Raw genomic sequence first — 22,675 nt, 5'->3', positions numbered from 1 at the left:
GCGTAGTCTCCCTTGAACGCGCGCAGGGGTTGCGGGTCTCGGCCGAGAGGCCTAACGGCGCCAGAATGCTGCGACATGTGGCAACAATATAACACGGCCCGCGTGGCACCGACGGGCTGACGGAGCACGCAGGATGGCCGCCAAAGCCGCTGATTCGCAACGCAACTCCCGCGCGACCACGCTCTCGCCGCTGGCCCGCGGAATCGCGACCCGATTGACCGAGTCGCTCCTGCCGGGAGATCGCGCCTTCGAGACTGCTCGGATGGAAGAGGCGGCCCGTTTCGTGAGCGAAGCCGCCGCGCGCCGGGAACCCGGCGAGGCCGTCATCGCGATCGCTTCGGGCAACGACGAGCGCCGCTTCATGCGCATCGCGGTCATCAACGACGACATGCCGTTCCTGGTCGACTCGGTCGCCGCCACGGTCGCCGCGCACGGCCTGTCGATCGACCGCCTGCTCCACCCCGTGGTCGGCGTCGAGCGCGACGGCAAACACGACCTGACCGGATTGTCCAAGAGCAGCGGGAAGACACCCCGCGAATCGATGATCTACATCGAGACGCCCCGGACCGATGCCCGGCAACGCCGCGAGCTGAAAGCCGAGCTCCGCACGACGCTCGGTGACGTCCGGGCCGCAGTGGCCGACTGGCCCAAGATGCGCGAGGTCATACTCGACGACGCGGCGGGCCTCGCCGACCAGGAGGGAACCGAACTGCTTCGCTGGCTTGAGGGTGGTATGCTTACGCAGCTCGGCCACGTCACCCGCAAGCGCGACGGAAGCAACGCCAGCGTTCTTGGCATCTGCCGCAAGAGCGCCCGCCAGATTCTCGCCGACGCCAGCTTCGATCGTGCATTTAAGTGGTTCGAAGACCCCAAGCTGAACGGTGGACGGGCTCCATTGATCATCAAGGCGAACCGGCTGTCGAACGTACACCGCCGCGTGCCGCTCGATCTGTTCATCGTTCCGATCTTCGAGGGGAAGAAGGTCGCTGCATTGTCGATCCACGCGGGCGTGTGGACCAGCGCCTCGCTGGCCACTCCGCCTGCGCAAGTGCCTCGGTTGCGCACCCAACTCGCCGCGCTCAACGACAAGTTCGGGTTCGATCCGCATGGACACGCCGGCAAGGCACTGGTCCACGCTCTGACCGCTCTGCCACACGATCTCGTGATCGGTTTCTCGGATCGCGACATCGAGCGGGTCGCAACGACGATGATGAGCCTTGTGGACCGGCCGCGCCCGCGGCTGGTGCTCGTCGAGGCGCCGCTGAGTCGCCACCTGTTCGCGTTCGTCTGGCTGCCGCGCGACATGCTTTCAACGCAGACGCGCATGCGGATCGAGGACCTACTTGAAGAAGGCGCTGGCGCCAAGGCGCTCGACTGGAGCCTGCAGGTCGAAGGCGGCAACCTGGCGCTGCTGCGCTACGTCCTCGACTTCCGAGAGAATACCGGGCCGGTCGACGCCAAGGCGCTCGATGCGGCGATCGAGGCGCTGCTGCGCGGGTGGGGCGAGGCAGTAGAAAGCGAACTCGCGGTGGGCGAGGACCCGGCGCGAGCGGCGGCGCTCGCGGGCCGTTATGCCGAGGCTTTCCCGCCCACATACCGCACCTCCTATGGTGCCAGCGAAGCGGCGAAGGACATTCGCCGGCTTCGCCGCCTCAGCGCACTTTCCGGAGAGTCCGGGACCGCCCCCTTGCGCGACGCGCGCCTCTATCGCCTTGATGGTGACGCGCCCGATCGCCTCCGGCTAAAGGTCGTGCAACTGCACGGCGCGCTTTCGCTTTCGGATTCGGTCCCGGTGCTCGAGAACTTCGGCTTCCGGGTTCTCGAGCAGGTTCCGACTATTCTCGGTGCGACCGACGGCGGTGCGGCGAGCCAAGGGACGATCGACGATTTCGAACTTCAGCTGGCCGACGGCGATGCCGCGGCCCCCGTGCTCGAACGCAGCGATGCCATCGAGCAGGCGATCGGGGATGTGCTCAACGGCGTCGCGGAAGACGATCCGTTCAACCGCCTGATCGTCGGAACCGGCCTTTCGGCGCGCGAGGCTGACTGGCTGCGTGCTTTCTATCGCTACCTGCGCCAGGCCGGGGTCGGGTTCACCATCGGCACGGTGGTCGACGCGCTGCGCCGTGCGCCCCAAGTGACCAAGCCCCTGGTGGAGCTGTTCGCGGCGCGGCACGATCCCTCTTTCGCCGGCGAACGCGTCGCCGAGGGGGCGCGGCACGAAGAAGCCATCCGCCGGGGTCTGGGCCAGGTTGCGGCAATCAACGACGACCGCTTGCTGCGCAATTACCAGGCCGTGATTGCCGCCGTTCTGCGGACCAACGCGTTTGCCCCCGCCGCGCGCGAGGCGCTCGCGTTCAAGCTCGATTCCTCGCTGGTGCCCGGGCTTCCCCGGCCTGTGCCATGGCGGGAAATCTTCGTCTATTCGCGCCGCGTCGAAGGTATCCACCTGCGCGCCGGCTCCGTTGCACGCGGCGGCCTGCGCTGGTCAGACCGGCGCGACGACTTCCGCACCGAAGTGCTCGGTCTTATGAAGGCCCAGCGCGTGAAGAACGCGGTGATCGTGCCGACAGGCGCCAAGGGTGGGTTCTATCCCAAGCAATTGCCAGATCCCGTGCGCGACCGTGAGGGCTGGGCTGCCGAAGGCCGCGCGAGCTATCAGGTATTCATCCGGACGCTCCTGTCGGTCACCGACAACATCGTGAACGAGCGGGTGGTACATCCGGAATCCGTCGTCATCCACGATGGCGACGATCCCTACTTCGTCGTTGCCGCCGACAAGGGCACCGCCACGTTCTCCGATGTGGCCAACGCGATCGCCGAAAGCCGCGATTTCTGGCTCGACGACGCCTTCGCCAGCGGCGGATCGAACGGCTATGACCACAAGGCGATGGGGATCACAGCCAAGGGCGCGTGGCTTTCCGTCCAACGCCATTTCCTCGAAATGGGCATCGACGTGCAGAGCGATCCGGTGCGCGTTGCGGGCTGCGGCGACATGTCGGGCGATGTGTTCGGCAACGGCATGCTGCTGTCTAAGGCGATCAAGCTGGTCGCCGCGTTCGATCACCGCCACATCTTCCTCGATCCAGACCCCGATCCCACAGTCAGCTGGAAAGAGCGGCGGCGGATGTTCGACCTGCCTCGCTCGAGCTGGGAGGACTACGATCCCAGCCTCATCAGCAAGGGCGGCGGAGTCTTTGCACGCAGCCTCAAGCGCATTCCGCTATCGAAGCAGGTGCGCCAGGTGCTGGGCATCGAAGCGAGCGAGCTCGAACCGGAAGCATTGATCAACGCGATCCTCAAGAGCCCGGTCGACCTCTTTTGGTTCGGCGGCATCGGTACCTATGTGAAGGCCAGTCACGAAGCGACCGCCCAGGTCGGCGATCCCGCCAACGACGCGCTGCGCATCGATGGACTGGACTTGCGCGCCAAGGTGATTGGGGAAGGTGCCAATCTCGGCATGACGCAGGCGGCGCGGATCGAATTCGCGCTTCGCGGCGGTCGCATCAACACCGACTTTATCGACAACTCGGCCGGGGTGAACTGCTCCGATAACGAGGTGAACATCAAGATCGCGCTCGCCGCCGCGACCCGTGCGGCCAAGTTGTCCGAGAAAAAGCGCAACGCCCTGCTCGAGTCGATGACCGAAGAAGTCGGCCACCTAGTGCTGGAGAACAATCGGCTTCAGGCACTCGCGTTGTCGATCGCCAAGGCCGGGGGCGCTCCGGCAGTCGCGGCGCAGATGCACTTGATCGAGGCGCTCGAGCAACGCGGCGCACTTGATCGCCAAACCGAGGGATTGGCGTCGGCCGAAGTCCTTGCCCGTCGCGCGGCCGATGGATTGGGTCTTACCCGCCCCGAGCTGGCCATTCTTCTCTCCTCGACCAAGCTTGTGTTACAGGACGAGATCGAGAAGTCCCCGCTGCCCGACGATCCGGCCCTCACTGAGTTGCTGGTGAACTATTTCCCGTCGGCGATGCGCAGGACTTATCGGCAACAGATCGAGGGGCACCAGTTGCGCCGGGCGATCATCGCCACCGCGCTTGCCAACCTGATCGTCAACCGGATGGGCATCGTCCATCCGTTCGAGCTGTCAGAAGAAGAAGGCGTGGGCCTCGCCAATATCTGCGCCGCCTTCGTGGCGGCGGAGAGGCTGTTCGACGTGGGTGCGCTCTGGTCCGAACTCGAGTCTGCCAAGATGCCGGAAGATGCGCGCATCTATCTGTTTCGCCACACCGCGGGCGCGCTGCGCAGCCAGATGGCGGACGTCATCCGCGCCGGCTCCGGTTCCATCGCGCCGAGCGCATTGATCTCCTCACTCGACAAACGTGTGCAGCAGCTGTCCGGGGCGACGGGCGATTTGCTGACTACCGCGTCGCGCCATCAGTCGGACAAGTTGATCGCTGAATTCGTGCAGATGGGCGCTTCCGAGAAGCTCGCGGCGAAAGTGGCTCACCTCTACGATCTCGACGGCACGATCGGTCTTGCCTCGCTTTCGCGGGATGCCGAGATCGACGCTCGTGACCTGACCGCGGCGTTTACCGATCTCGGCCAACGGCTGGGCCTTGACTGGGCTCAGAGCACGGCGGCCATGATGAACCCGTCCGATGTATGGGAGCGGGTGCTCGTTTCCGGCTTGTCACGCGACTTTCAGCAGATGCGGCTCGAGTTCCTGAGGCGGTTGTCGCGCCGCAAGGGAGCCAAGGAAGACCCTTCGGCGGCGGTCGCCGCCTGGTCTGAGGAACACGCGGCCGCGATCGGCCAGTTCCGCTCGATGATCGGCCGTGCGCAGGGGCACAATCCGGTCGCGCCAGCGATGCTCGCCCAGATAGCCAGCCAGGCGCGCAACCTGCTGGGACGGTAGCGCTGCCGCTTGACGACGCCCGCGTTTGCGGCAAGTCGAGCGGGGATGGAGCAGGCCGACATCGTCATCGCGGGAGCCGGACATGGCGGCGCACAGGCGGCGATCGCACTCCGCCAGCAGGGCTTCGACGGCTCCATCCTGATGATCGGGCGCGACGCGCTGCCGCCGTACGAACGGCCGCCGCTGTCGAAGGAATATCTTGCGCGCGAGAAGGAGTTCGAGCGGATTTACATCCGCCCGCCCGCCTTTTGGGATGAGCGCAATATCGCACTGCGTCTTGGCACTGCGGTGACCGCGGTCGACGCCGACGCTCGCACGCTCAAGCTGTCCGACGGCGAAGAGGTGATCTACGGTAAGCTGATCTGGGCCGCAGGCGGGGATCCTCGGCGGCTGTCATGCAGCGGGGCCGACCTGTCGGGCGTCCACGCGGTGCGGGACAAGGTCGACGTCGACCGGATCATGGCGGAACTCGATAACGGCGCCAAACGCGTGGCAGTCGTCGGCGGCGGCTACATCGGGCTCGAGGCCGCAGCGGTGCTGACCAAGCTCGGCTGCCAGGTAACGCTGCTCGAAGCGCTGCCGCGGGTGCTGGCCCGCGTGGCCGGCGAAGCGCTGAGCGACTTCTTCCAGGCCTATCACCGGGAGCACGGGGTCGACCTGCGGCTCGGCGCTAAAGTCGAGCGGCTGGAAGGCGGGAACGGTTGGGTCCGGCGTGTAGTCCTCGACGGCGGCGAGGCGATCGAGTGCGACATGGTCGTCGTCGGGATCGGTATCGTGCCCGCCGCCGGTCCGCTGATCGCGGCGGGTGCGAGCGGAGCGAACGGTGTCGACGTCGACGAGTTCTGCCGCACCGCCCTGTCCGATATCTACGCCATCGGGGACTGCGCAGCTCACGCCAACGCGTGGGCCGACGGAACCGTTATGCGCCTGGAGTCCGTGCAGAACGCCAACGACATGGCGACCACCGTCGCCAAGCACGTTGTTGGCATCGAAGAACCCTATCGCGCCTTTCCGTGGTTCTGGTCCAATCAGTTCGATCTCAAGCTGCAGACCGCAGGTCTCTCGCTGGGGCACGACGAGGTCGTCGTCCGCGGCAATCCCGGCGAGGCGAAGTTCTCGGTCGTCTACCTCAAGGAAGGACGGGTCATCGCGCTCGATGCGGTCAACATGGTCAAGGACTACGTCCAAGGCCGCAAGCTGGTCGAAGCGCGGGCGACGCCCGATCCGGCCTTGCTCGGCGACCCGTCGGTCGCGCTCAAGGACTTGCTCTAAGGGCGTCGCAGGCCCAGCCAGCCGCTTCCGCCACTACCGGGTCGTCGTCGGCCCGCAGGCGCTCGGCCTGAGGCAATAGCGAGCGGTCGCCCGAGTTTCCCGCCGCAATCAGGCAATTGCGCACGAAGCGGTTGCGGCCGATGCGCTTGATCGGGCTTTGCGAGAAGAGCTGCCGGAAGCCCGTATCGTCGAGAGCGAGGAGCTCGGCGAGCCGTGGCGCAGCCAGCTCGGCGCGTGGCAGGAACGCGCGGTTGGCCGCCGCCGCGCTGGCGAACTTGTTCCACGGACATACCGCCAGGCAATCGTCGCAGCCGTAAATGCGATTGCCGATAGCCTTGCGAAACACGTGCGGGATAGGGCCCCCGTGCTCGATCGTGAGGTAGGAGATGCAGCGCCGCGCATCGAGCTGGAACGGCGCAGGGAAAGCAGCAGTGGGGCAAGCGCGCTGGCAGGCGTCGCAAGATCCGCAACGGTCCTCGTGCGAAGCGTCCGGCACGAACTCGAGCGTGGTGTAGATCGCGCCGAGGAACAGCCAATTCCCATGCTCGCGGCTGACGACGTTGGTGTGCTTGCCCTGCCAGCCCAGCCCCGCCGCGGCGGCAAGCGGCTTTTCCATGACCGGCGCGGTATCGACGAAGACCTTGACCTCGGCACCCGGCACCTCGCTAACTAGCCAGCGGGCGAGCGCCTTCAGCGCCTTCTTCACCGTGTCATGGTAGTCGCGGCCCTGCGCATAGACCGAGATGCGCCCTCGGTCGGGTTGCGCCGCCAGCGCCAGCGGATCGGCTTCGGGTGCATAGCTCATGCCCAGCGCAATCACGCTCCTGGCCTCGGGCCACAAACCTTGCGGCGAGGCCCGCTCGGCCACCCGGCGTGCCATCCACTCCATGCTGCCGTGGCGCTCCTCTCCAAGCCACTGCCCGAGCAGGGCTTCCTGCTCGGGGTCCGGGCCGGCTGATGCAATGCCCGCCGCCACGAAGCCCAGCTCCCGCGCCTGAGCGACGAGCCGCGCCCGCAAGTCGTCGAGGCCGGCATCGTTAACCAATCTTAGGGTTGCTCCCGTTCACGTGCCACGGTTAACGCGGCGACTATGCATGCTCCGCTAAGCGCACCGGCCTTGCCGCACAATGACCGCCCGCTGGCGATCGAGGCTCGCGGCCTCGTGAAGCGCTTCGACGGGACCACCGCCGTCGACGGCGTCGACCTCGAGGTGCCCGAAGGCGCGATCTACGGCGTGCTTGGCCCGAATGGCGCGGGCAAGACCACCACCCTGCGAATGTTGCTCGGAATCATCGATCCTGACGCGGGTGTGCGCAAGGTGTTCGGCCATGAGCGGCCCCATGATATCGCCCGACTGATCGGCTACCTGCCGGAAGAACGTGGCCTTTACCCGTCCATGAAAGCCTACGAGGCTATCGGGTTCCTCGGTGCATTGCGCGGGATGCCGCTGGCGGAGGCCAAGCGCCGCGGACGCGAGTTGCTGGAAGAGCACGGCCTGGGTCACGCCGCTGAACGGCAGATTCGCCAGCTTTCGAAGGGAATGGCACAAACCGTCCAACTCCTCGGCACTCTTGTTCACCGACCGCGGCTCGTGGTGCTGGACGAGCCCTTTAGCGGACTCGATGCACTCAACCAGGGCAAGCTGGAGCGGATGATCCGCGGGCTTGCCGCGGACGGCACTACAGTGATTTTCTCGACCCACGTCATCGCCCATGCAGAGCGGCTGTGCGAAGGCGTTGCGATCATCGCCGGCGGCAAGGTCCCCTACGCCGGCAGCGTCGATGCCGCGCGCGATCGTATCCCGGCGCAGGTGCGGCTCGAAACGGCCGCCGAGGACGGCAGGTGGCGCGCGGCATTGCCGGCCGACGCCCGCCACGAGGGATCGTTCTGGCTGTTTTCGCTGCCCGAAAGCGGCATCGAACCGCTGCTTCGCGCGTTGATCGAAGGCGATGCGGGAATACTCTCGCTGTCGATCGAGCGGGCGGGCTTGCACGACGCGTTCGTTCACATCGCCGGTGAAGCGGCCGCCCGCGCACTCGAGGAAGAAACCCCAACGGAGGCGGTTCGATGAGCGAGACCGAAATGGCCCGCCTGCCGCTGCACAAAGCAGCGTTCGTCGTCGCCCGCCGCGATTTCCTCGCAATCCTGCTTTCGAAGGCATTCCTGTTCTTCCTGCTCGGCCCGGTGTTCTTCGGCCTGGTCAGCCTGGGTGCCGCCTCAATCGGTTCGCGGGCAGCCGAGAACCGCGAACCCGCAATCCTCGCTGTGTCGATGAGCCTCGGTGAATCGCTCGCCTTGATCCACGCCGGCCAGAACCTCGCGCCGCTTACCGATATGCCGCAGATGGACCGCGTCGAGGTCGGTGGCGATCCCGCCAAACTGCTCCAGGATCAGTCGCGAAACATCGGCGCGGTCGTTACCGGCACCCTGGATGCGCCGCGTCTGATCGGCACCAAGGAACGGATCGAGCGATGGCGCGGCGAAGTGGCAATAGCCGCGGCCGCCGCGAGGGGGTCGGGCACCGGTTACCCCGATGTCGCGCTCCAGCCAACGGCCACCAGTGGCGCCAGCACCAAGAATGCGCGTGCCGGCACCGCCACCGCGGCCGTCACCCTGATGTTCCTCCTGACGATGCTGCTCGCCGGCATGGTCATGTCCAACCTCGTCGAAGAGAAGGCCAACAAGATCATCGAGATTCTGGCCGCGGCTATCCCGATGGACGCTGTATTCATGGGCAAGCTGTTCGCGATGTTGGCGGTCAGCTTCGTCGGGATTGGGGTCTGGGGCGGGCTCGCGGGGGTCGCCATGGCTACCGGTAGCCTCGACGTCGGCGCATTCCCGACGCCGGCCGTCGGCTGGCCGACCTTTGTCGGGCTATTCCTGGTCTACTTCGCGATGGCCTACCTGCTCATCGGCTCGATCTTCCTGACTATCGGCGCGATGGCCCCCACCGTGCGGGACGTGCAGACCCTCTCGATGCCGGCGACCATGCTGCAACTGGGAGTGTTCTTCCTCGCGACTTACGCCACCAGCGATATCGGATCGCCGGTCGAACTGGCGGCCGTAGCATTTCCGTTTAGCTCGCCTTACGCAATGGTTTCGCGCGCGGCGCAGGAGCCGGCGCTCTGGCCGCATCTCGCTGCGTTGGCTTGGCAGGTCTTGTGGGTCATGCTTTTCGTCCGTTTCGGCGCGCGACTGTTCCGCCGGCGTGTGATGAAGTCGGGCGCGGCCGCCGGCCGACGCGGCTGGTTCACCCGCCGCAAGGTGCCCGCCTGATCGGTCGCAAATCGCAACTCGCTATTGACACTGCGGTAAGCAAGCGCAGGATAGCGCCCGACTAGAAGCGGCCAGTTTTAGAGTCGCTAAGCAGGAGAGTTTCGATGGCTACGCAGCTGGCGGATGCCCCTCACGCCTGGACCACCTCGCCCCGCGCGGTGGATGCGCTAGAGAAGGCGTTGCGGGAAAACCCGCAGGTCATCCCAACCCACACCGAAAAGTGGGACGTCAGCCGCTCCGACATCTATTACGAGGATCGCTGGCAGCCGATCTTCGCCGAAATGCGCGCCGCGGACGATCTCAACAAGGTGACTTCGAGCCCGTTCGGTCCGTTCTGGAATGTCGTCAGCCATCGGGCCATCCAGCACGTCGAGGCGCTGCCCGAGCTTTATTCTTCCGAAGGCGCGATCACCATCCTCGACCGGATGAGCGACGAGCAGCTGGCCGAACTCGGCCGCGAGCGCTTCGAGCTACCGATGTTCATCGCGATGGACCGGCCCAAGCATACCGGCCAGCGAAGGACGGTTGCACCCAAGTTTACCCCCTCCAACATGACCGACATGGAGGCCGACATCCGCCTCCGTACTGGCGAGCTGCTGGATTCGCTGCCGCGGCGCGAGGTGTTCGACTGGGTCGACACCGTGTCGATCGAACTCACCACCGGCATGCTCGCGCTGCTGTTCGACTTCCCTTGGGAGGACCGCCGGCTGTTGACCTTCTGGTCGGACTGGGCGGGTGACACCGAGATCGGTCTGATCCGAGATCTCGACGTCCAGCGGCAGGGCATCCTGCGCGAGATGGGCGCTTATTTCACCAAGCTATGGATGGAACGGTCGAACAAGGAGCCGACGGGCGATCTCATTTCGATGATGATCCACTCACCAGCCATGAACCAGATGAGCCCCGAGGAATACATGGGCAATCTGGTCCTGCTGATCGTCGGCGGCAACGACACAACCCGCAATACGATGAGCGGGATCATCCACGCGTTCGACAAGTTTCCCGACCAGCGCAAGCTGTTCGAGGATCGCCCGGAGCTGATCCCCAACGCGGTGCAGGAATGCCTGCGCTATCAGACCCCGCTCGCCCACATGCGCCGCACTGCGACGGCCGACAGCGAGCTGTTCGGCCATACCGTCAAGGCTGGCGAGAAGCTGATCCTGTGGTACCTTTCGGCCAACCGCGACGAAAGCGTGTTCGAAAACGCCGACAAGCTCGACATCACGCGCGAGAATGCCAGGCGACACCTCGCCTTCGGCTATGGCATCCACCGCTGTGTCGGCGCGCGGCTTGCCGAACTGCAGCTGCGGGTACTGCTCGAAGAGATGCACGCGCGCCGCATGCGGGTGCACGTGGCAGGCGATGTCGAGCGGGTCCGTGCGAACTTCGTCCATGGCTTCCGCAAGCTCGAGGTGGAGATTACCGAGTTCTGAGGCGGTTCAGGCGAACGATGCTACAGCGCGGTATGACCATTCCGAACCGACGCTCGTTCCTGTCGTGGCTCAGCGCTACCGCAGCCGTCCCTGTGCTCGCCGCCTGCGGCAGTTCGCCCGCGGAAGCCAAGTCTTGGCCCAAGGGGCTCAGCGACGCGCAGTGGAAGGCCCGGCTAACCAAGAACCAGTACTGGATTCTGCGTGAAGGCGGTACCGAGCGGCCGTTTTCCGACCCGCTCGACAAGGAGAAGCGCAAGGGCATGTTCCTGTGCGCAGGCTGCGGCAACGAGCTCTATTCCTCCGCTACCAAGTTCGACAGCAAGACGGGCTGGCCGAGCTTCTGGCAACCGCTGCCCGGCGCGATCGCGACCGATACCGACTACAAGATCGGCGTCCCGCGTACCGAGGTGCTGTGCGCCGACTGCGGCGGGCACTTGGGACACGTATTCAACGACGGCCCCAAGCCAACCGGTAAGCGGTACTGCATGAACGGCGGCGCGATGAAGTTCCGCCCTGCGCGGACTGCATAAGGAAAGGGCGGCGAAGCCGTAGCCTCGCCGCCCCTTTCATTCTCCAGCTAGCTCGCGTTAGCGAACGCGTCGGCGCTGGATCAGATTGGCGATCAGCAACAGGATTACCGCACCTATGAAGGCGGTGATCAGATAGTGCACCCAGCCGTCACCAGGGATCAGGCCGCCGAGGAGGAAACCACCCAGGAACCCGCCGATAATGCCGACTACGATGTTGAGCAGAATGCCCATCGACGCATCGCGCGCCATAACCATGCTGGCCAACCAGCCGGCGATACCGCCGACGATGATCATTACGAGAATTCCGGTGCCATCCATGACATTCCTCCTGTTTCGGCGCCTCTTATTTGGCACCACACGCCAAGATGAACGGCGGGCGGCGCAAGGCGTTCCCCGGTTGCGATGAACCGGGTTTCAGGAGTAACCGATTTTCGGACTATCGCGCAACATTATCGCGGCGCGCAGCGGATGCTCAGTATTTGAGCTGACGCTCGTAGAGATCGCGATAATGCTGGATCCGCGTCACGCGCAGGCCCTGCATGCCCGAGCGATCGACCGCCCGCTGCCACGAGGCAAACTCCTCGAGCGTGAGGCCGTACCGTTCGAGGACGTCGTCGATCGACAGCAGTCCGCCGTTCACCGCGGCCACCACTTCGGCCTTGCGGCGCACGACCCAGCGCTTGGTATTGGCTGGCGGCAGATCGTCGATGCCCAGCGCTTCGCCGAGCGGGCCGATCACCTGTGCCGGACGTATTTTCTGGTTCTCGATCATCGCGTTCCCTGGTCGCCCACGTCCGCTTCTCCGGCGGTGCCGGCGTTTATCGCCGCGAGCGCTTTGCCACGCCCTAAAGCATCAAGGTTAACGGGCCGTTCGCCGTCCCAGTTGCGAATCGCGGCAGCGCCCGAAACGAAGCTGCCGGCCTCGCCGGCAGGACGCGCCACGAGATCGCGCAAATCGCGCGCCGCGGCAAAGCGAGCCACCAGCTCGCCCCAGTCCAGGGGACGCAGCTCGTGTCCGGTAGGGGCAACGGCTGGCATGATGGCGGCTTCGAACATGACGTCCTTCTATCGGTCAGGCGTCAAGAAGCGGTAAAACTCGCGTTTACTCTGGCTTAGGGTATTGGGCCGCCGAACTGGCCTCTTCGCCGGGGCCGGTGTAAGGGCGCGGCCGTGAACGCTCCCGTCGCCTTCCCGCTGGCTTACGAGCCCGGCGCCGCCGCCGCGCTGTTCGACCTGCCGCGCCCGGCGCACAAGTGCCGGATCGTCGTCGCGATGTCTGGCGGGGTGGACTCTTCGGTGGTCGCGGCGCTGGCGGCGGCGAGTGGCGCCGAGACGATCGGTATCACCCTCCAGCTCTACGACTACGGCGCCGCGACCGGCCGCAAGGGCGCCTGCTGCGCAGGCGACGACATTCGCGATGCCAGGGCCGTATCCGACCGCCTGGGCATCGCGCACTACGTGTTCGATCACGAGAGCGCCTTCCGCGAGGAAGTGGTCGACCGCTTCGCCTACGACTACCTCGCCGGGCGCACCCCGGTCCCCTGCATCCGCTGCAACATGGGGCCCAAATTCACCGACCTGTTCCGCATGGCGCGCGAACTCGGCGCAGACTGCCTCGCGACCGGCCACTATGTGCGCCGCGTTCGCAGCGAGACGGGGCCCGAACTGCACCGCGCGGCGGATCCCGCCCGCGACCAGTCGTACTTTCTCTACGGCACGACCGATGCGCAGCTCGACTTTCTGCGTTTCCCGCTCGGGGGGCTGCCGAAGAGCAACGTGCGTCGCCTCGCCGAGTGCGCTGGGCTGCGCAATGCGGCCAAGCCCGACAGCCAGGACATCTGCTTCGTGCCCGACGGCGACTACGCCAAGATCGTCACCAAGCTGCGCCCCGAAGGCGTGCGGCCTGGCCGGATCGTCCACGCGGCGACGGGCAAAATGCTCGGCGAGCACAGGGGGGTGATCCACTTTACGGTCGGGCAGCGGCGCGGGCTTGAAATCGGCGGACAGCCGGAGCCGCTTTACGTCATTGAAATCGATGCCGATGCCGCGGAAGTGCGAGTGGGGCCCAAGGCAATGCTCGGCGTAAGCGCCGCGCATCTCGTCGAGACCAACCGTATCGGCCCGCTTCCCGAAGGCCCGCTGACGGCCAAGGTGCGCAGTCTGGCGCGGCAGGTGCCGGTTTCGCTCGTAGGGATTCTCGGAGCTGGCGCCTCCGCCACGATCCGCTTCGCCGCGCCTGAGTTCGGTGTTGCGCCGGGGCAGGCCGCGGTGATCTATGCCGGCGACCGGGTAGTCGGCGGCGGCTGGATCGATTCCACCGAGGCGGCGGTTCAGCTCTCCCAGGGATCGAGCACGCAGCCGTAGCCGGGCTTCAAGCGCGCGGTGTCGCTCACGAGCACCATGGTCGCGGTGACGCTCTTCTCGTCGGCGTTTTCCGAGAAGGAGACCAGCTCCATCCCCGCTAGCTTGTCCTTGGCGCAGTCCTCCAGCCCGCGGCCGGCCACGTAGCGGCAGGAACAGGCGACCCGCGCGCCGTAAGCGGTGCCGGCGTGCGCGTAGCCCATCGCTGTCGAGCCGAAGGCGGCCCACAGCGCCAGCAGGCCGACCGCTACCGCACCGAGCCACAGCAGCCGGTTGCGGCCTCTTGTCTTCGCGGTTGCCAAGCCGATTCCTCCCGTGCGAATGCCCCGGCCAATGCCGCGCCGCCTGCCCCTTATCGCCGCCCTCGCGGCGCTGCCAGCCTTCTCCGCCTGCTCGTCGCAGCCCGAGGCCCCGCCGCAACTGAGCCAAGAGGCACTCGCTGCCGTCAATGCCGATCCCGGCGCGCCGACCGAGCAACTAGCTCGCGCGGTCGACGAGGCGTTCGCCAACGAAGGCGTCGGCGAAACACGGGCCGTGGTGGTCATGCACGGCGGGCGCATCGCCGCGGAGCGTTACGCCCCAGGCTATGGCCCCGACACCCGCTTCGTCAGCTGGTCGATGGCCAAGACCGTCACCGCGACGATGATCGGGATGCTGGTCGCGGACGGGCGGCTGCGGCTCGACGAATCGCCGCCGGTGCCGCGCTGGCAGCGGCCGGGCGACCCTCGCGGCGAGATCACCTTGCGGCAACTGCTGCAGATGCGCAGCGGATTGCGGCATGTCGAATCGGGCGAGATCCCGTACGAATCGGGTGAAGTTCGCATGCTCTTCCTCGACGGGCGCAACGACATGGCGACTTTTGCCGAGAGCCAGCCATTGGAGGCCGAGCCGGGGGCTAAGTTCGAGTACTCGAGCAACACCACCGTCATCCTCGCCGACATCGCCGCGCGCGTGCTGACCAGGAGCCGCGACCCCGATGTCCGGCGCAAGGCCGTGGCCGATTACCTCCACACCCGGCTGTTCGGCCCGCTGGGCATGACCTCCATGGTCCCCGAGTTCGACCGCGCGGGCACCTTGATCGGCGGCAGCCTGATCCACGGGACCGCGCGCGACTGGGCGCGGTTCGGCGACTTCCTGCGCAACGAAGGTTCCTATCGCGGCACCCAGCTCGTACCCCGCCGGTGGATCGAGTTCATGATCACCCCGAGCCCGCGCCGCGGCAATTACGGGGCGCAAACCTGGCTCAACCGCGATCCCCCGCCAAAGGATTCTGGAGGGAACGACGATCCACTTTTCGCCGACCGCGGTCCGAAAAGCCTGTTCGCCGCGATCGGCCACATGGGCCAGTTCATCCTCGTCGCGCCCGACCGCAAGCTGGTCGTGGTGCGCCTCGGCCATTCGGACAGCGAAGAAATCCCGCGCGTGGTGCAGGAGCTGGCCGACGTGGTCGAGCTCTATCCCGGCAGGTAGAAGCTTCCCTCCACCACCGTCGCGCACGGGCCGCCGAGCCACGCGCGTTTCCCGTCCAGCCGACAGGTCAGGTCGCCGCCGCGCTTGGAGGCCTGGTGGGCGGTGAAGCGATCGCGACCCAGTCGGGCAGCCCAAAAGTGCGTCAGCACCGCGTGCGCAGAGCCGGTCACCGAATCCTCGTCGACCCCGCCGCCGGGCACAAACACCCGGCTGACGACGTCGAACTCCCGGCCCGGCGCGGTGCAGATGAACTGGTGGTCACCGAGCGCGCCGAGCCCCCTGAGGTCGGGCTTCAACGCGCGCAACTCGTCCTCGCTGGCGAACAGGTAGACGCCGTAGCGATCGGGGCTGAGCCAGACTTCCGTCGGGCTCGCGCCGAGGAGCGCCACCGCTTCGGCGAACTCGCCGGGTTCGGTCGGGATCGCCGGCAGCGCCAGTTCGTAGCCCGCCGCACTCCGTTGCACTTCGAGCACGCCTGCCTTGCGGGTGCGAAACGTCACCCGCTCGCCACCGTCGCGCTGCAGCAGCACGTGGCCGCTGGCGAGCGTGGCATGGCCGCACAGGCGGATTTCCACCGTGGGCGTGAACCAGCGCAACTCCCAATCGGCCTCGCCGGTAGTGTCGCGCACCACGAAGGCCGTTTCGGCGAAGTTGTTCTCCTCGCCGATCGCCTGCAGCACCTCGTCCGGGAGCCATTCGTCGAGCGGCATTACCGCCGCCTGGTTGCCGGCGAACGGCCGCGCGGCGAAGGCATCGACGTGCCAGTACGGTAGCTTCACGAGTTTCCTCCCTGCGCCTCGGCGGGCAGCAACTCTTCCGCCGCCGGTCCTTCTTCGTCGACGAGGCCCTCCGGATCGGGATGGATCAGCACCTCGACCCCGGGAAATTGCGCCTCGATCCGCGCCTCGAGCTCGTCCATTACCCGGTGCGCCTCGGCGATCGTCATCCGCGGGTTCACCGCCGCATGGAACTGCACGAAATCGCGCGCCCCGGCGGTTCGCGTGCGCAGGTCGTGGACGCCGCGCAGCTCGGGATGATCGGCGAGCGCGGCGACGAATGCCTCGCGCCTGTCATCGGACCATTCCTTGTCCATCAAATGGTCGATCGCTTCGGACGACGCGCGCCAGGCGCCCCATGCGAGCCAGGCGGCGATGCCGAGGCCGAACACCGGGTCGGCACCGGGGATGCCGACCGTGCGGTCCAATAGCAGGGCGGCGATCACCGACAGGTTGAGCAGCAGATCCGACTTGTAGTGGACGTTGTCGGTCCGGATGGCGAGGCTGCCGGTGCGGCGGATGACGTAACGCTGCCAGGCGAGCAGGCCGAGCGTGGCGACGATCGCGATCGTCGACACGGCAACGCCCTCGTCGGCCGAAGCGACCCGCTCGCCGGCCAGCAGCGCCCCAATGGCGCGTGCCGCGATACCCGCCGCGGAGACCGCGATCAGCACTACCTGGAACATCGCCGCGAGCGCTTCGGCCTTGCCGTGGCCGAAGCGGTGCTCGCGGTCCGCCGGCTGCGCGGCGATCCATACGCCGATCAGCGTGGCTACGCTGGCGACGAGGTCGAGACCCGTGTCCGCCAGGCTGCCGAGCATCGCGGTCGAGCCGGACTTCCACACCGCCCACAACTTGAGGCCGCCAAGGAACGCGGCGATCGCAATCGAGGCGTAGGCCGCGCCGCGATTGAGTTGATGCGAGGTCGCGCTCACGGATAGAGCAGCGTGCTGGCCCATTCGCCCTCCGGCGCACGGGTAAAGCGGCGGCGGTCGTGGAGGCGGTTGGGCCGGTCGAGCCAGAATTCGATTGCCGTGGGAGCGAGCGTGAAGCCGGTCCAGTACGGCGGGCGCGGCACTTCGCCGGCGTTCTTGCAGGCGTCGCCGAGCGCCTCGACCCGCTCGATGTAGGTTCGCCGATCGGCCAAGGGGCGCGACTGGTCGCTAGCAGCCGAGCCGACCTGGCTGACGAAGGCCCGGCTGTGGAAGTAGGCGTCGGCCTGTTCCGGCGTGACTTCGCTCAGCGGCCCTTCGATCCGCACCTGGCGCCGGAGGTTTTTCCAGTGGAATAGCAGCGCGGCCTGCGGATTGGCGAGGATCTCACCCCCCTTGCGGCTCTGCGCATTGGTGTAGAACGTGAAGCCGTCCTCACCGAACTCCTTCAGCAGCACCATCCGCACCGAGGGCGCGCCGGCCGGTGTCGCCGTGGCCAGCGCCATGGCGTTGGCGTCGTTTGGCTCGGCCTCGCGTGCCTCGGCGAACCAGGCCGCGAACAGGCCCAGCGGGTCCGATTGAGGCAGCGCGGATCGGTCAGCTTCCATTGGCGGTCCTGTAGGACTTGGCACAGTTGGCACACTGTTCTGGCGAAGAAATCGCACCACTCGGGAGCGCCCCTGTGGACGGTGGGTGGAACTGCAGCAGAGCGGGTGCGCGAAAAGCCATGCCCTGCCCCTACCGCGCACCGCCGATGTAGGAAAGCGGGCGCTTCTTGCGCGCGTCAACCGTCTCACCTAGCTAATACGCCCAATGGCTACGAAACCTTCCGATCCTTACGCAATCCTCGGTGTCGCGCGCGGCGCGACCGAGAAGGACATCAAGAGCGCGTATCGCAAGCTCGCCAAGGAGCTGCATCCCGACCGCAACAAGGACAACCCGAAAGCGTCGGAGCGTTTTTCGGAGGTTACCCGCGCCTACGACCTGTTGTCCGACGCCGGCAAGCGCGCGCAGTTTGACCGGGGTGAGATCGACGGCGACGGCAATCCCGCGAACCCGTTTGCGGGGATGGGCGGGGGATTCGCCGGGGGCGGCTTCAACGGCGGCGCCGGTTTCCGCCCGGAGGACCTGCGCGGCATGGGCGGCGGCGGCGCGGATGGCGTCGACCTCGGCGACCTGTTCGAGGGACTGTTCGGCGGCGCTGGCGGGGCGCGCTCGCGGGGTGGCAGCCCATTCGGTCAGGCGGGCTTCGGCCAGCAGCAGCGCCGCGCGCCTCCGCCCCGCAGGGGCGCCGACATCGGTTATCGCCTGCGCGTGTCTTTCACCGATGCGGCCGCGCGGCGCGACCAGCGGATTACCTTGGCCGATGGCAAGACCATCGATCTCAAGCTCCCGGCCGGCGTCGAGGATGGCACCCAGATGCGGCTCAAGGGGAAGGGCGAGCAGGGTCCCGGCGGTGCGGGCGACGGCATCGTCACCATCTCGATCGACAGCCACCCGTTCTTCCGCCGCGATGGCGACAACGTGCGCCTCGATCTGCCGATCACGCTCGCCGAGGCGGTCAATGGTGGCAAGGTCAAGGTGCCGACTGTCGACGGGCCGGTCATGCTTACGATCAAGCCGGGCACCACCAGCGGCACGGTCATGCGCCTTGGCGGCAAGGGGTTCGCGAAGAAGGACGGCAAGAGAGGCGATCAACTGATCAAGTTCGCCATCGACCTGCCCGAGGACGTGGCGGAACTGGCCAAGCGCCTCGATGGTTGGAGCGACACCCGCAACCCTCGCGCAAAGCTCGGGGTTTAAGGTCGTCCGCCGCCCCCGGGGGAGCATGATCGAAGAAATCCTACCTGCACCCGAGGAGCGCCAGGTGCACACCTTGTCGCCCGAGGAACGGCGCAAGGACGCGCTCCGGCACAGCCCGGGCTTCCGCAGCCGCGTGCTCAGCGAGGTCGGCCCCGGCACTCGGGCGTTCGAAGTCGCCAAGCGCGTGCTGATCGGCGCCTACAACGACGGGTTCATCCACGCCGGCAATCTTGCCTACATGGCGATCATCGCGATTTTCCCCTTCTTCATCCTGGGCGCGGCGATCTTCTCGTTGATCGGCGAGGAGAGCGAGCGCGCCTCGACCGTGACGACGATCCTCTATGCGCTGCCCCCTATCGTCGGCGAGGTGATCGAGCCGGTCGCGCGCAGCGTGCTCGAGGGCAAGAGCGGGTGGGTGCTGTGGCTCGGCGGGTTCGTCGGCCTGTGGACCGTCTCGAGCCTGATCGAGACCATCCGCGACATCCTTCGCCGCGCGTACGGCACCAAGGCGACCCACGCCTTCTGGAAATACCGCGTGTGGTCGGCGGGAGTGATCTTCGGGGCGGTCGTGCTGCTGATGGCGAGCCTCATCGCCCAGGTGCTGATCGGCACGGCGCAGGAGGTGATCGACGCCTACATGCCGCGGCTGTCGGACGCGATCGACGCGCTGCGTTTCAGCCGCATCGTGCCCGCGATCGGGCTCTATCTTTCGCTCTACCTGCTGTTCTATTCGCTGACCCCGAAGGCCTATCGCAAGCGGCGCTACCCCAAGTGGCCCGGCGCGCTGGCGACCGCGCTGTGGTGGATTGGCGTCACCGTGGCCCTCCCGCCGGCAATCCGCAGCTTCTTCAGCTACGACGCCACTTACGGCAGCCTGGCCGGCATCATGATCGCGCTTTTCTTTTTCTACCTCGTCGGCCTAGGGATGGTCGTGGGCGCGGAGCTCAACGCGGCGCTGGCCGAGACCCCCGAGGAAGCGGAGAACCGCATCGGGCAGGCCGACGACCGGGCGCGGCGCGCTGCGGAGCGGGCGCTGGCGAAGATGGAAAAAGAGGGCATCGGATGACCGGATTGATGAGCGGGAAGCGCGGGCTGATCATGGGCCTCGCCAACGACAAGTCGCTCGCCTGGGGCATCGCTCAGAAGCTTGCCGAGCATGGTGCCGAGCTGGCGTTCAGCTACCAGGGCGATTCGCTGGGCAAGCGGGTGATCCCGCTCGCCGAGCAGCTGGGCAGCGACTTCTGCTTCGATTGCGACGTGTCCGACATGGCGGCGCTCGACGCGGCGTTCGGGCGGATCAGGGCGCGGTGGGACAGCCTCGACTTCGTGGTTCACGCGATCGGCTTCTCCGACAAGAACGAGCTGCGCGGCAAGTATCTCGATACCAGCCTCGAAAACTTCCTGATGACGATGAACATCAGCGCCTACAGCCTGGTCGCGGTGGCCCAGCGCGCGTCCGGGATGATGAGGCCGGGCGGCAGCATCCTCACGCTGAGCTACTACGGGGCGGAGAAGGTGGTGCCGCACTACAACGTGATGGGCGTCGCCAAGGCCGCGCTTGAGACCAGCGTGAAGTACCTCGCCAACGACCTCGGTCCCGGCGGCGTGCGGGTCAACGCGATAAGCGCCGGCCCGATCAAGACCCTCGCCGCGAGCGGCATCGGCGACTTCCGCTACATCCTCAAGTGGAACGAACTCAACGCCCCCCTGCGGCGCAACGTCACCATCGAGGACGTAGGCGGCGCGGGCTTGTATCTGCTGTCGGACCTCTCGAGCGGGGTGACCGGTGAGGTGCACCACGTCGATGCCGGTTATCACACCGTCGGCATGAAGCAGGAGGACGCTCCGGATATCGCGCTGGGTTGACGATGGTTCAAAAGCTGCTGCGCTTGACTACTTTCAATGCCGTCGCGGCCAGAATCCGAACATAGAGCCCAACCCCGTAGCCTTCGATCCAGGCGAGATCCTCGGCGTTGCGTTGGTCGAACGTCATGGGATCGGTGCGCAACTGCGCCGGGCCGGTGAGCCCCGGCCTGAAACGATGCCGGACGCGCCAGAACGAGGGCTCGTAGTCCGCTTCCTGCACCGGTGTGTCAGGGCGGACCCCGACGAAAGACATGTCGCCGCGTAAGATGTTGAGCAGTTGCGGCAACTCGTCGAGGTGACTCGGCCGCAGCCATCGGCCGACCGGGGTAATGCGGGGGTCGCCAGGTACGGTGCGCTGGAAGCGCGCGTTTGCCTGAGCCAATGTTTCGACATTGCCGCCCACGGCCCCGCTTCCGATACCGGAGGTGTCGACCCGCATCGAGCGGAACTTGTAGATCGAGAATACGGACCCACCCCGGCCGACGCGGACCTGCCGGAACATTGCCGGCCCGCCGTCGTAACCCCGGATAGCGACCGCTATAACCGCCATCGGCAAAGCGCAAATCGCCAGCAAAACCAACGCCCCAACGATGTCGAACAGGCGTATAGCAGCAGTGGTCATTTTCTCAGGACTCGATCAAACCATGGCGGCGCAGCGCGGCGAGAATCTGGTTTAAACGCGCAGCAGTGGGGGTGCCTGACCCGTCATCAGCTATCGCCGGCTGTTGCTCGCTCACTACCTGCCGGCCGCGGATATGCACCCCGCCGGAAAGGTGGAGCGCGCGGTAACGGTTGCTGCTCGTACCGAGATCGGTCGCTCCGTCCGTTACCGGCCTTACCGCTGCGCCGCCACCTAACTCAATCGTCGCATATCGGCGAGTAAAGCGATTGTAGGCAGGGATGGAGAGGATGTCGTTCGGAGTGGCCGCCATGCCCAGGATCGACCCGTTTGCCGATGCATTCGAGAATTCGATGCCCGCATCGTTCTCGAACAAGACATAATCGCTGAACTGCGCGGAAAAGTCGCGTTGCGGGAGTACGTCAGGTGCCTTGCCTGCCTTGGCGAAGACATGCCTCCCGGTGGAAATCTTAGGGCGCGCTGAGGACTCTTCAATTGCGAGAAAGCCGAGATCGCTCGATTCGATAGAAGGGCTTGATGCGTTCTCGAAGCCGACAATCGACGGGCGAGTGGAGGCGGTCAGGCCACCCCACACCCCCGCATTCACTGACCGCTCAGAGAAGCGGATGTCGGCAAGCGAATTGCCTTCGAAGCGCACCGAGAAGTACGCGCCGCAATTAGCCCCTTCCGCCAGACCGATGGCGCACGATTCAACCCGCCCACCGAACACCCGCGGGGTGTCGACCGAACCCGGAGGATCGGCATGGAGTCCGATCTCGCAATTGCTGATCCGGCAGTTGTAGACCGCATTGTTATTGGAACCGCTGTCCCAGCGAATGCCGTGACGAAGATATTCGAAGCTGCAATCGTGAACGGCGTTGTCGTAAGCGCCGCGGCGCAACGGCGCGGCGAAGCGGACGCCGGTGCCGCGCCGCGATTGCGGGCCGCCGCCCTTAAAGTGGACACGCTGAATCGTTGCACAGTTCACGCTCGCCAGGTCGATCGCCACGATATCGTTGTCGTTGAGATCCACCAGAAAATCGCTCAACAGGTGAAAAGCGGATGTCCCGTTCGATGAAGACTCATTGGCGAAGATTGGCCCACCACCCGCTTCCGAAAGCAGCACGGTGTTCCAACGCGAACTGCCGACTATTTTTTGACCCGCCGGCCCGAGTCCCCCGATACGCTCCACTAAAAACCGTCCCGGAGGTATGCTGAGGTGACCGCCCGCCAACTCACGCATGGCGCGGCGAAACGCCGCGGAGCTATCGTTTCGGCCCAAGGGATCGGCGCCGAAGTCGAGTACCGATGCCTGTCCATTGCCACCAGAGCGCGGACGCGGCTGAGGTGTTGCTGATGGCTGCGCAACCGACTCCCCGGCCGCGGCGGCGGCGGCCACACCGATTCCCTGAAGTGCGATGCGCCGCGAAACTGATCGGACCTTGAGGACCGGATTGTCTTTCACTGGGGCGC

Annotated in this window: 21 protein-coding genes; 11 read left to right on the top strand and 10 right to left on the bottom strand. The window is 66.2% G+C overall.

Annotated features, from left to right (window positions below):
- The first annotated feature begins 133 nt into the window (after positions 1-133).
- Together ACWPM1_RS01940 and ACWPM1_RS01935 are read left to right on the top strand one after the other, a co-directional pair.
- Positions 134-4,864, top strand: coding sequence for an NAD-glutamate dehydrogenase (locus tag ACWPM1_RS01940; RefSeq protein WP_455693159.1), 4,731 nt, complete (start codon positions 134-136; stop codon positions 4,862-4,864).
- Between the two features lie 45 nt (positions 4,865-4,909).
- On the top strand, positions 4,910-6,136 hold the full coding sequence (locus tag ACWPM1_RS01935) for an NAD(P)/FAD-dependent oxidoreductase (RefSeq protein WP_455693158.1): 1,227 nt from the start codon (positions 4,910-4,912) through the stop codon (positions 6,134-6,136).
- On the opposite strand, the gene queG is transcribed toward ACWPM1_RS01935, so the two are convergent.
- Positions 6,120-7,181 (bottom strand): tRNA epoxyqueuosine(34) reductase QueG, encoded by a 1,062-nt coding sequence (queG, locus tag ACWPM1_RS01930; RefSeq protein ID WP_455693157.1) that lies wholly within the window; start codon positions 7,179-7,181, stop codon positions 6,120-6,122. The two genes, ACWPM1_RS01935 and queG, sit on opposite strands and share 17 nt — an antisense overlap.
- Positions 7,182-7,226: 45 nt before the next feature.
- Here queG and ACWPM1_RS01925 point away from each other — a divergent pair, with 45 nt between their 5' ends.
- The 4 genes from ACWPM1_RS01925 (at position 7,227) to msrB (ending at position 11,375) form a co-directional block, all read left to right on the top strand.
- Positions 7,227-8,207, top strand: coding sequence for an ABC transporter ATP-binding protein (locus tag ACWPM1_RS01925; RefSeq protein ID WP_455693156.1), 981 nt, complete (start codon positions 7,227-7,229; stop codon positions 8,205-8,207).
- On the top strand, positions 8,204-9,412 hold the full coding sequence (locus ACWPM1_RS01920; RefSeq protein WP_455693155.1) for an ABC transporter permease: 1,209 nt from the start codon (positions 8,204-8,206) through the stop codon (positions 9,410-9,412). The genes ACWPM1_RS01925 and ACWPM1_RS01920 overlap by 4 nt, the downstream gene beginning before the upstream one ends.
- Positions 9,413-9,516: 104 nt before the next feature.
- Complete coding sequence (locus ACWPM1_RS01915; protein WP_455693154.1) at positions 9,517-10,845, top strand: cytochrome P450; 1,329 nt, start codon at positions 9,517-9,519, stop codon at positions 10,843-10,845.
- Positions 10,846-10,877: 32 nt separating this feature from the next.
- The gene (msrB, locus tag ACWPM1_RS01910) at positions 10,878-11,375 is read left to right on the top strand and encodes a peptide-methionine (R)-S-oxide reductase MsrB (protein ID WP_455693153.1); all 498 of its coding nucleotides are present in this window, start codon (positions 10,878-10,880) and stop codon (positions 11,373-11,375) included.
- A 57-nt stretch (positions 11,376-11,432) separates the two neighbouring features.
- Here msrB and ACWPM1_RS01905 read toward each other — a convergent pair whose 3' ends face one another.
- From ACWPM1_RS01905 to ACWPM1_RS01895, 3 genes are all read right to left on the bottom strand, one after another.
- Complete coding sequence (locus tag ACWPM1_RS01905) at positions 11,433-11,693, bottom strand: GlsB/YeaQ/YmgE family stress response membrane protein (protein ID WP_455693152.1); 261 nt, start codon at positions 11,691-11,693, stop codon at positions 11,433-11,435.
- 154 nt (positions 11,694-11,847) lie between these two features.
- A complete protein-coding gene (gene sciP / locus ACWPM1_RS01900) occupies positions 11,848-12,147 on the bottom strand; it encodes a CtrA inhibitor SciP (RefSeq protein ID WP_455693151.1) in 300 nt (99 codons plus the stop codon).
- Entirely contained in the window at positions 12,144-12,431 is a 288-nt protein-coding gene (locus tag ACWPM1_RS01895; RefSeq protein WP_455693150.1) for a hypothetical protein, read from the bottom strand. The genes sciP and ACWPM1_RS01895 overlap by 4 nt, the downstream gene beginning before the upstream one ends.
- Before the next feature lie 114 nt (positions 12,432-12,545).
- Between ACWPM1_RS01895 and mnmA the strand changes: the two genes are divergently transcribed.
- A complete protein-coding gene (mnmA, locus tag ACWPM1_RS01890) occupies positions 12,546-13,739 on the top strand; it encodes a tRNA 2-thiouridine(34) synthase MnmA (protein ID WP_455693149.1) in 1,194 nt (397 codons plus the stop codon).
- On the opposite strand, the gene ACWPM1_RS01885 is transcribed toward mnmA, so the two are convergent.
- On the bottom strand, positions 13,706-14,038 hold the full coding sequence (locus ACWPM1_RS01885; RefSeq protein WP_455693148.1) for a hypothetical protein: 333 nt from the start codon (positions 14,036-14,038) through the stop codon (positions 13,706-13,708). The two genes, mnmA and ACWPM1_RS01885, sit on opposite strands and share 34 nt — an antisense overlap.
- Positions 14,039-14,069: 31 nt before the next feature.
- On the opposite strand from ACWPM1_RS01885, the gene ACWPM1_RS01880 reads away from it, so the two are divergent.
- Positions 14,070-15,206, top strand: a complete 1,137-nt coding sequence (locus ACWPM1_RS01880; protein WP_455693147.1) for a serine hydrolase domain-containing protein — start codon at positions 14,070-14,072, stop codon at positions 15,204-15,206.
- On the opposite strand, the gene ACWPM1_RS01875 is transcribed toward ACWPM1_RS01880, so the two are convergent.
- From ACWPM1_RS01875 to pdxH, 3 genes are read right to left on the bottom strand one after another with little or no spacing between them, the layout of a single operon-like run.
- On the bottom strand, positions 15,191-15,985 hold the full coding sequence (locus tag ACWPM1_RS01875; protein ID WP_455693146.1) for a PhzF family phenazine biosynthesis protein: 795 nt from the start codon (positions 15,983-15,985) through the stop codon (positions 15,191-15,193). The two genes, ACWPM1_RS01880 and ACWPM1_RS01875, sit on opposite strands and share 16 nt — an antisense overlap.
- Entirely contained in the window at positions 15,982-16,941 is a 960-nt protein-coding gene (locus tag ACWPM1_RS01870) for a cation diffusion facilitator family transporter (RefSeq protein ID WP_455693145.1), read from the bottom strand. The genes ACWPM1_RS01875 and ACWPM1_RS01870 overlap by 4 nt, the downstream gene beginning before the upstream one ends.
- A complete protein-coding gene (pdxH, locus tag ACWPM1_RS01865; RefSeq protein WP_455693144.1) occupies positions 16,914-17,522 on the bottom strand; it encodes a pyridoxamine 5'-phosphate oxidase in 609 nt (202 codons plus the stop codon). Before pdxH ends, ACWPM1_RS01870 begins: the two co-directional genes overlap by 28 nt.
- A 205-nt stretch (positions 17,523-17,727) precedes the next feature.
- On the opposite strand from pdxH, the gene ACWPM1_RS01860 reads away from it, so the two are divergent.
- The 3 genes from ACWPM1_RS01860 to fabI are packed head-to-tail and all read left to right on the top strand — an operon-like array spanning position 17,728 to position 20,583.
- Positions 17,728-18,717, top strand: coding sequence for a DnaJ C-terminal domain-containing protein (locus ACWPM1_RS01860; protein WP_455693143.1), 990 nt, complete (start codon positions 17,728-17,730; stop codon positions 18,715-18,717).
- Positions 18,718-18,742: 25 nt separating this feature from the next.
- Entirely contained in the window at positions 18,743-19,783 is a 1,041-nt protein-coding gene (locus ACWPM1_RS01855; protein ID WP_455693142.1) for a YihY/virulence factor BrkB family protein, read from the top strand.
- Positions 19,780-20,583 carry an enoyl-ACP reductase FabI gene (gene fabI / locus ACWPM1_RS01850; protein WP_455693141.1) on the top strand — a complete coding sequence of 268 codons (804 nt, stop codon included), beginning with the start codon at positions 19,780-19,782 and terminating at the stop codon, positions 20,581-20,583. Before ACWPM1_RS01855 ends, fabI begins: the two co-directional genes overlap by 4 nt.
- Positions 20,584-20,590: 7 nt before the next feature.
- Here fabI and ACWPM1_RS01845 read toward each other — a convergent pair whose 3' ends face one another.
- Entirely contained in the window at positions 20,591-21,205 is a 615-nt protein-coding gene (locus ACWPM1_RS01845; protein ID WP_455693140.1) for a sugar transferase, read from the bottom strand.
- A 4-nt stretch (positions 21,206-21,209) separates the two neighbouring features.
- Positions 21,210-22,667: a glycosyl hydrolase family 28-related protein gene (locus ACWPM1_RS01840; protein ID WP_455693139.1), complete on the bottom strand. Its 1,458-nt coding sequence runs from the start codon at positions 22,665-22,667 to the stop codon at positions 21,210-21,212.
- Positions 22,668-22,675 lie beyond the last annotated feature (8 nt).

The organism is Tsuneonella sp. HG249, assembly GCF_053819205.1.
The sequence above is the reverse complement of the archived record's forward strand: the minus strand, read 5'-3'. Positions and strand labels throughout refer to the sequence as shown.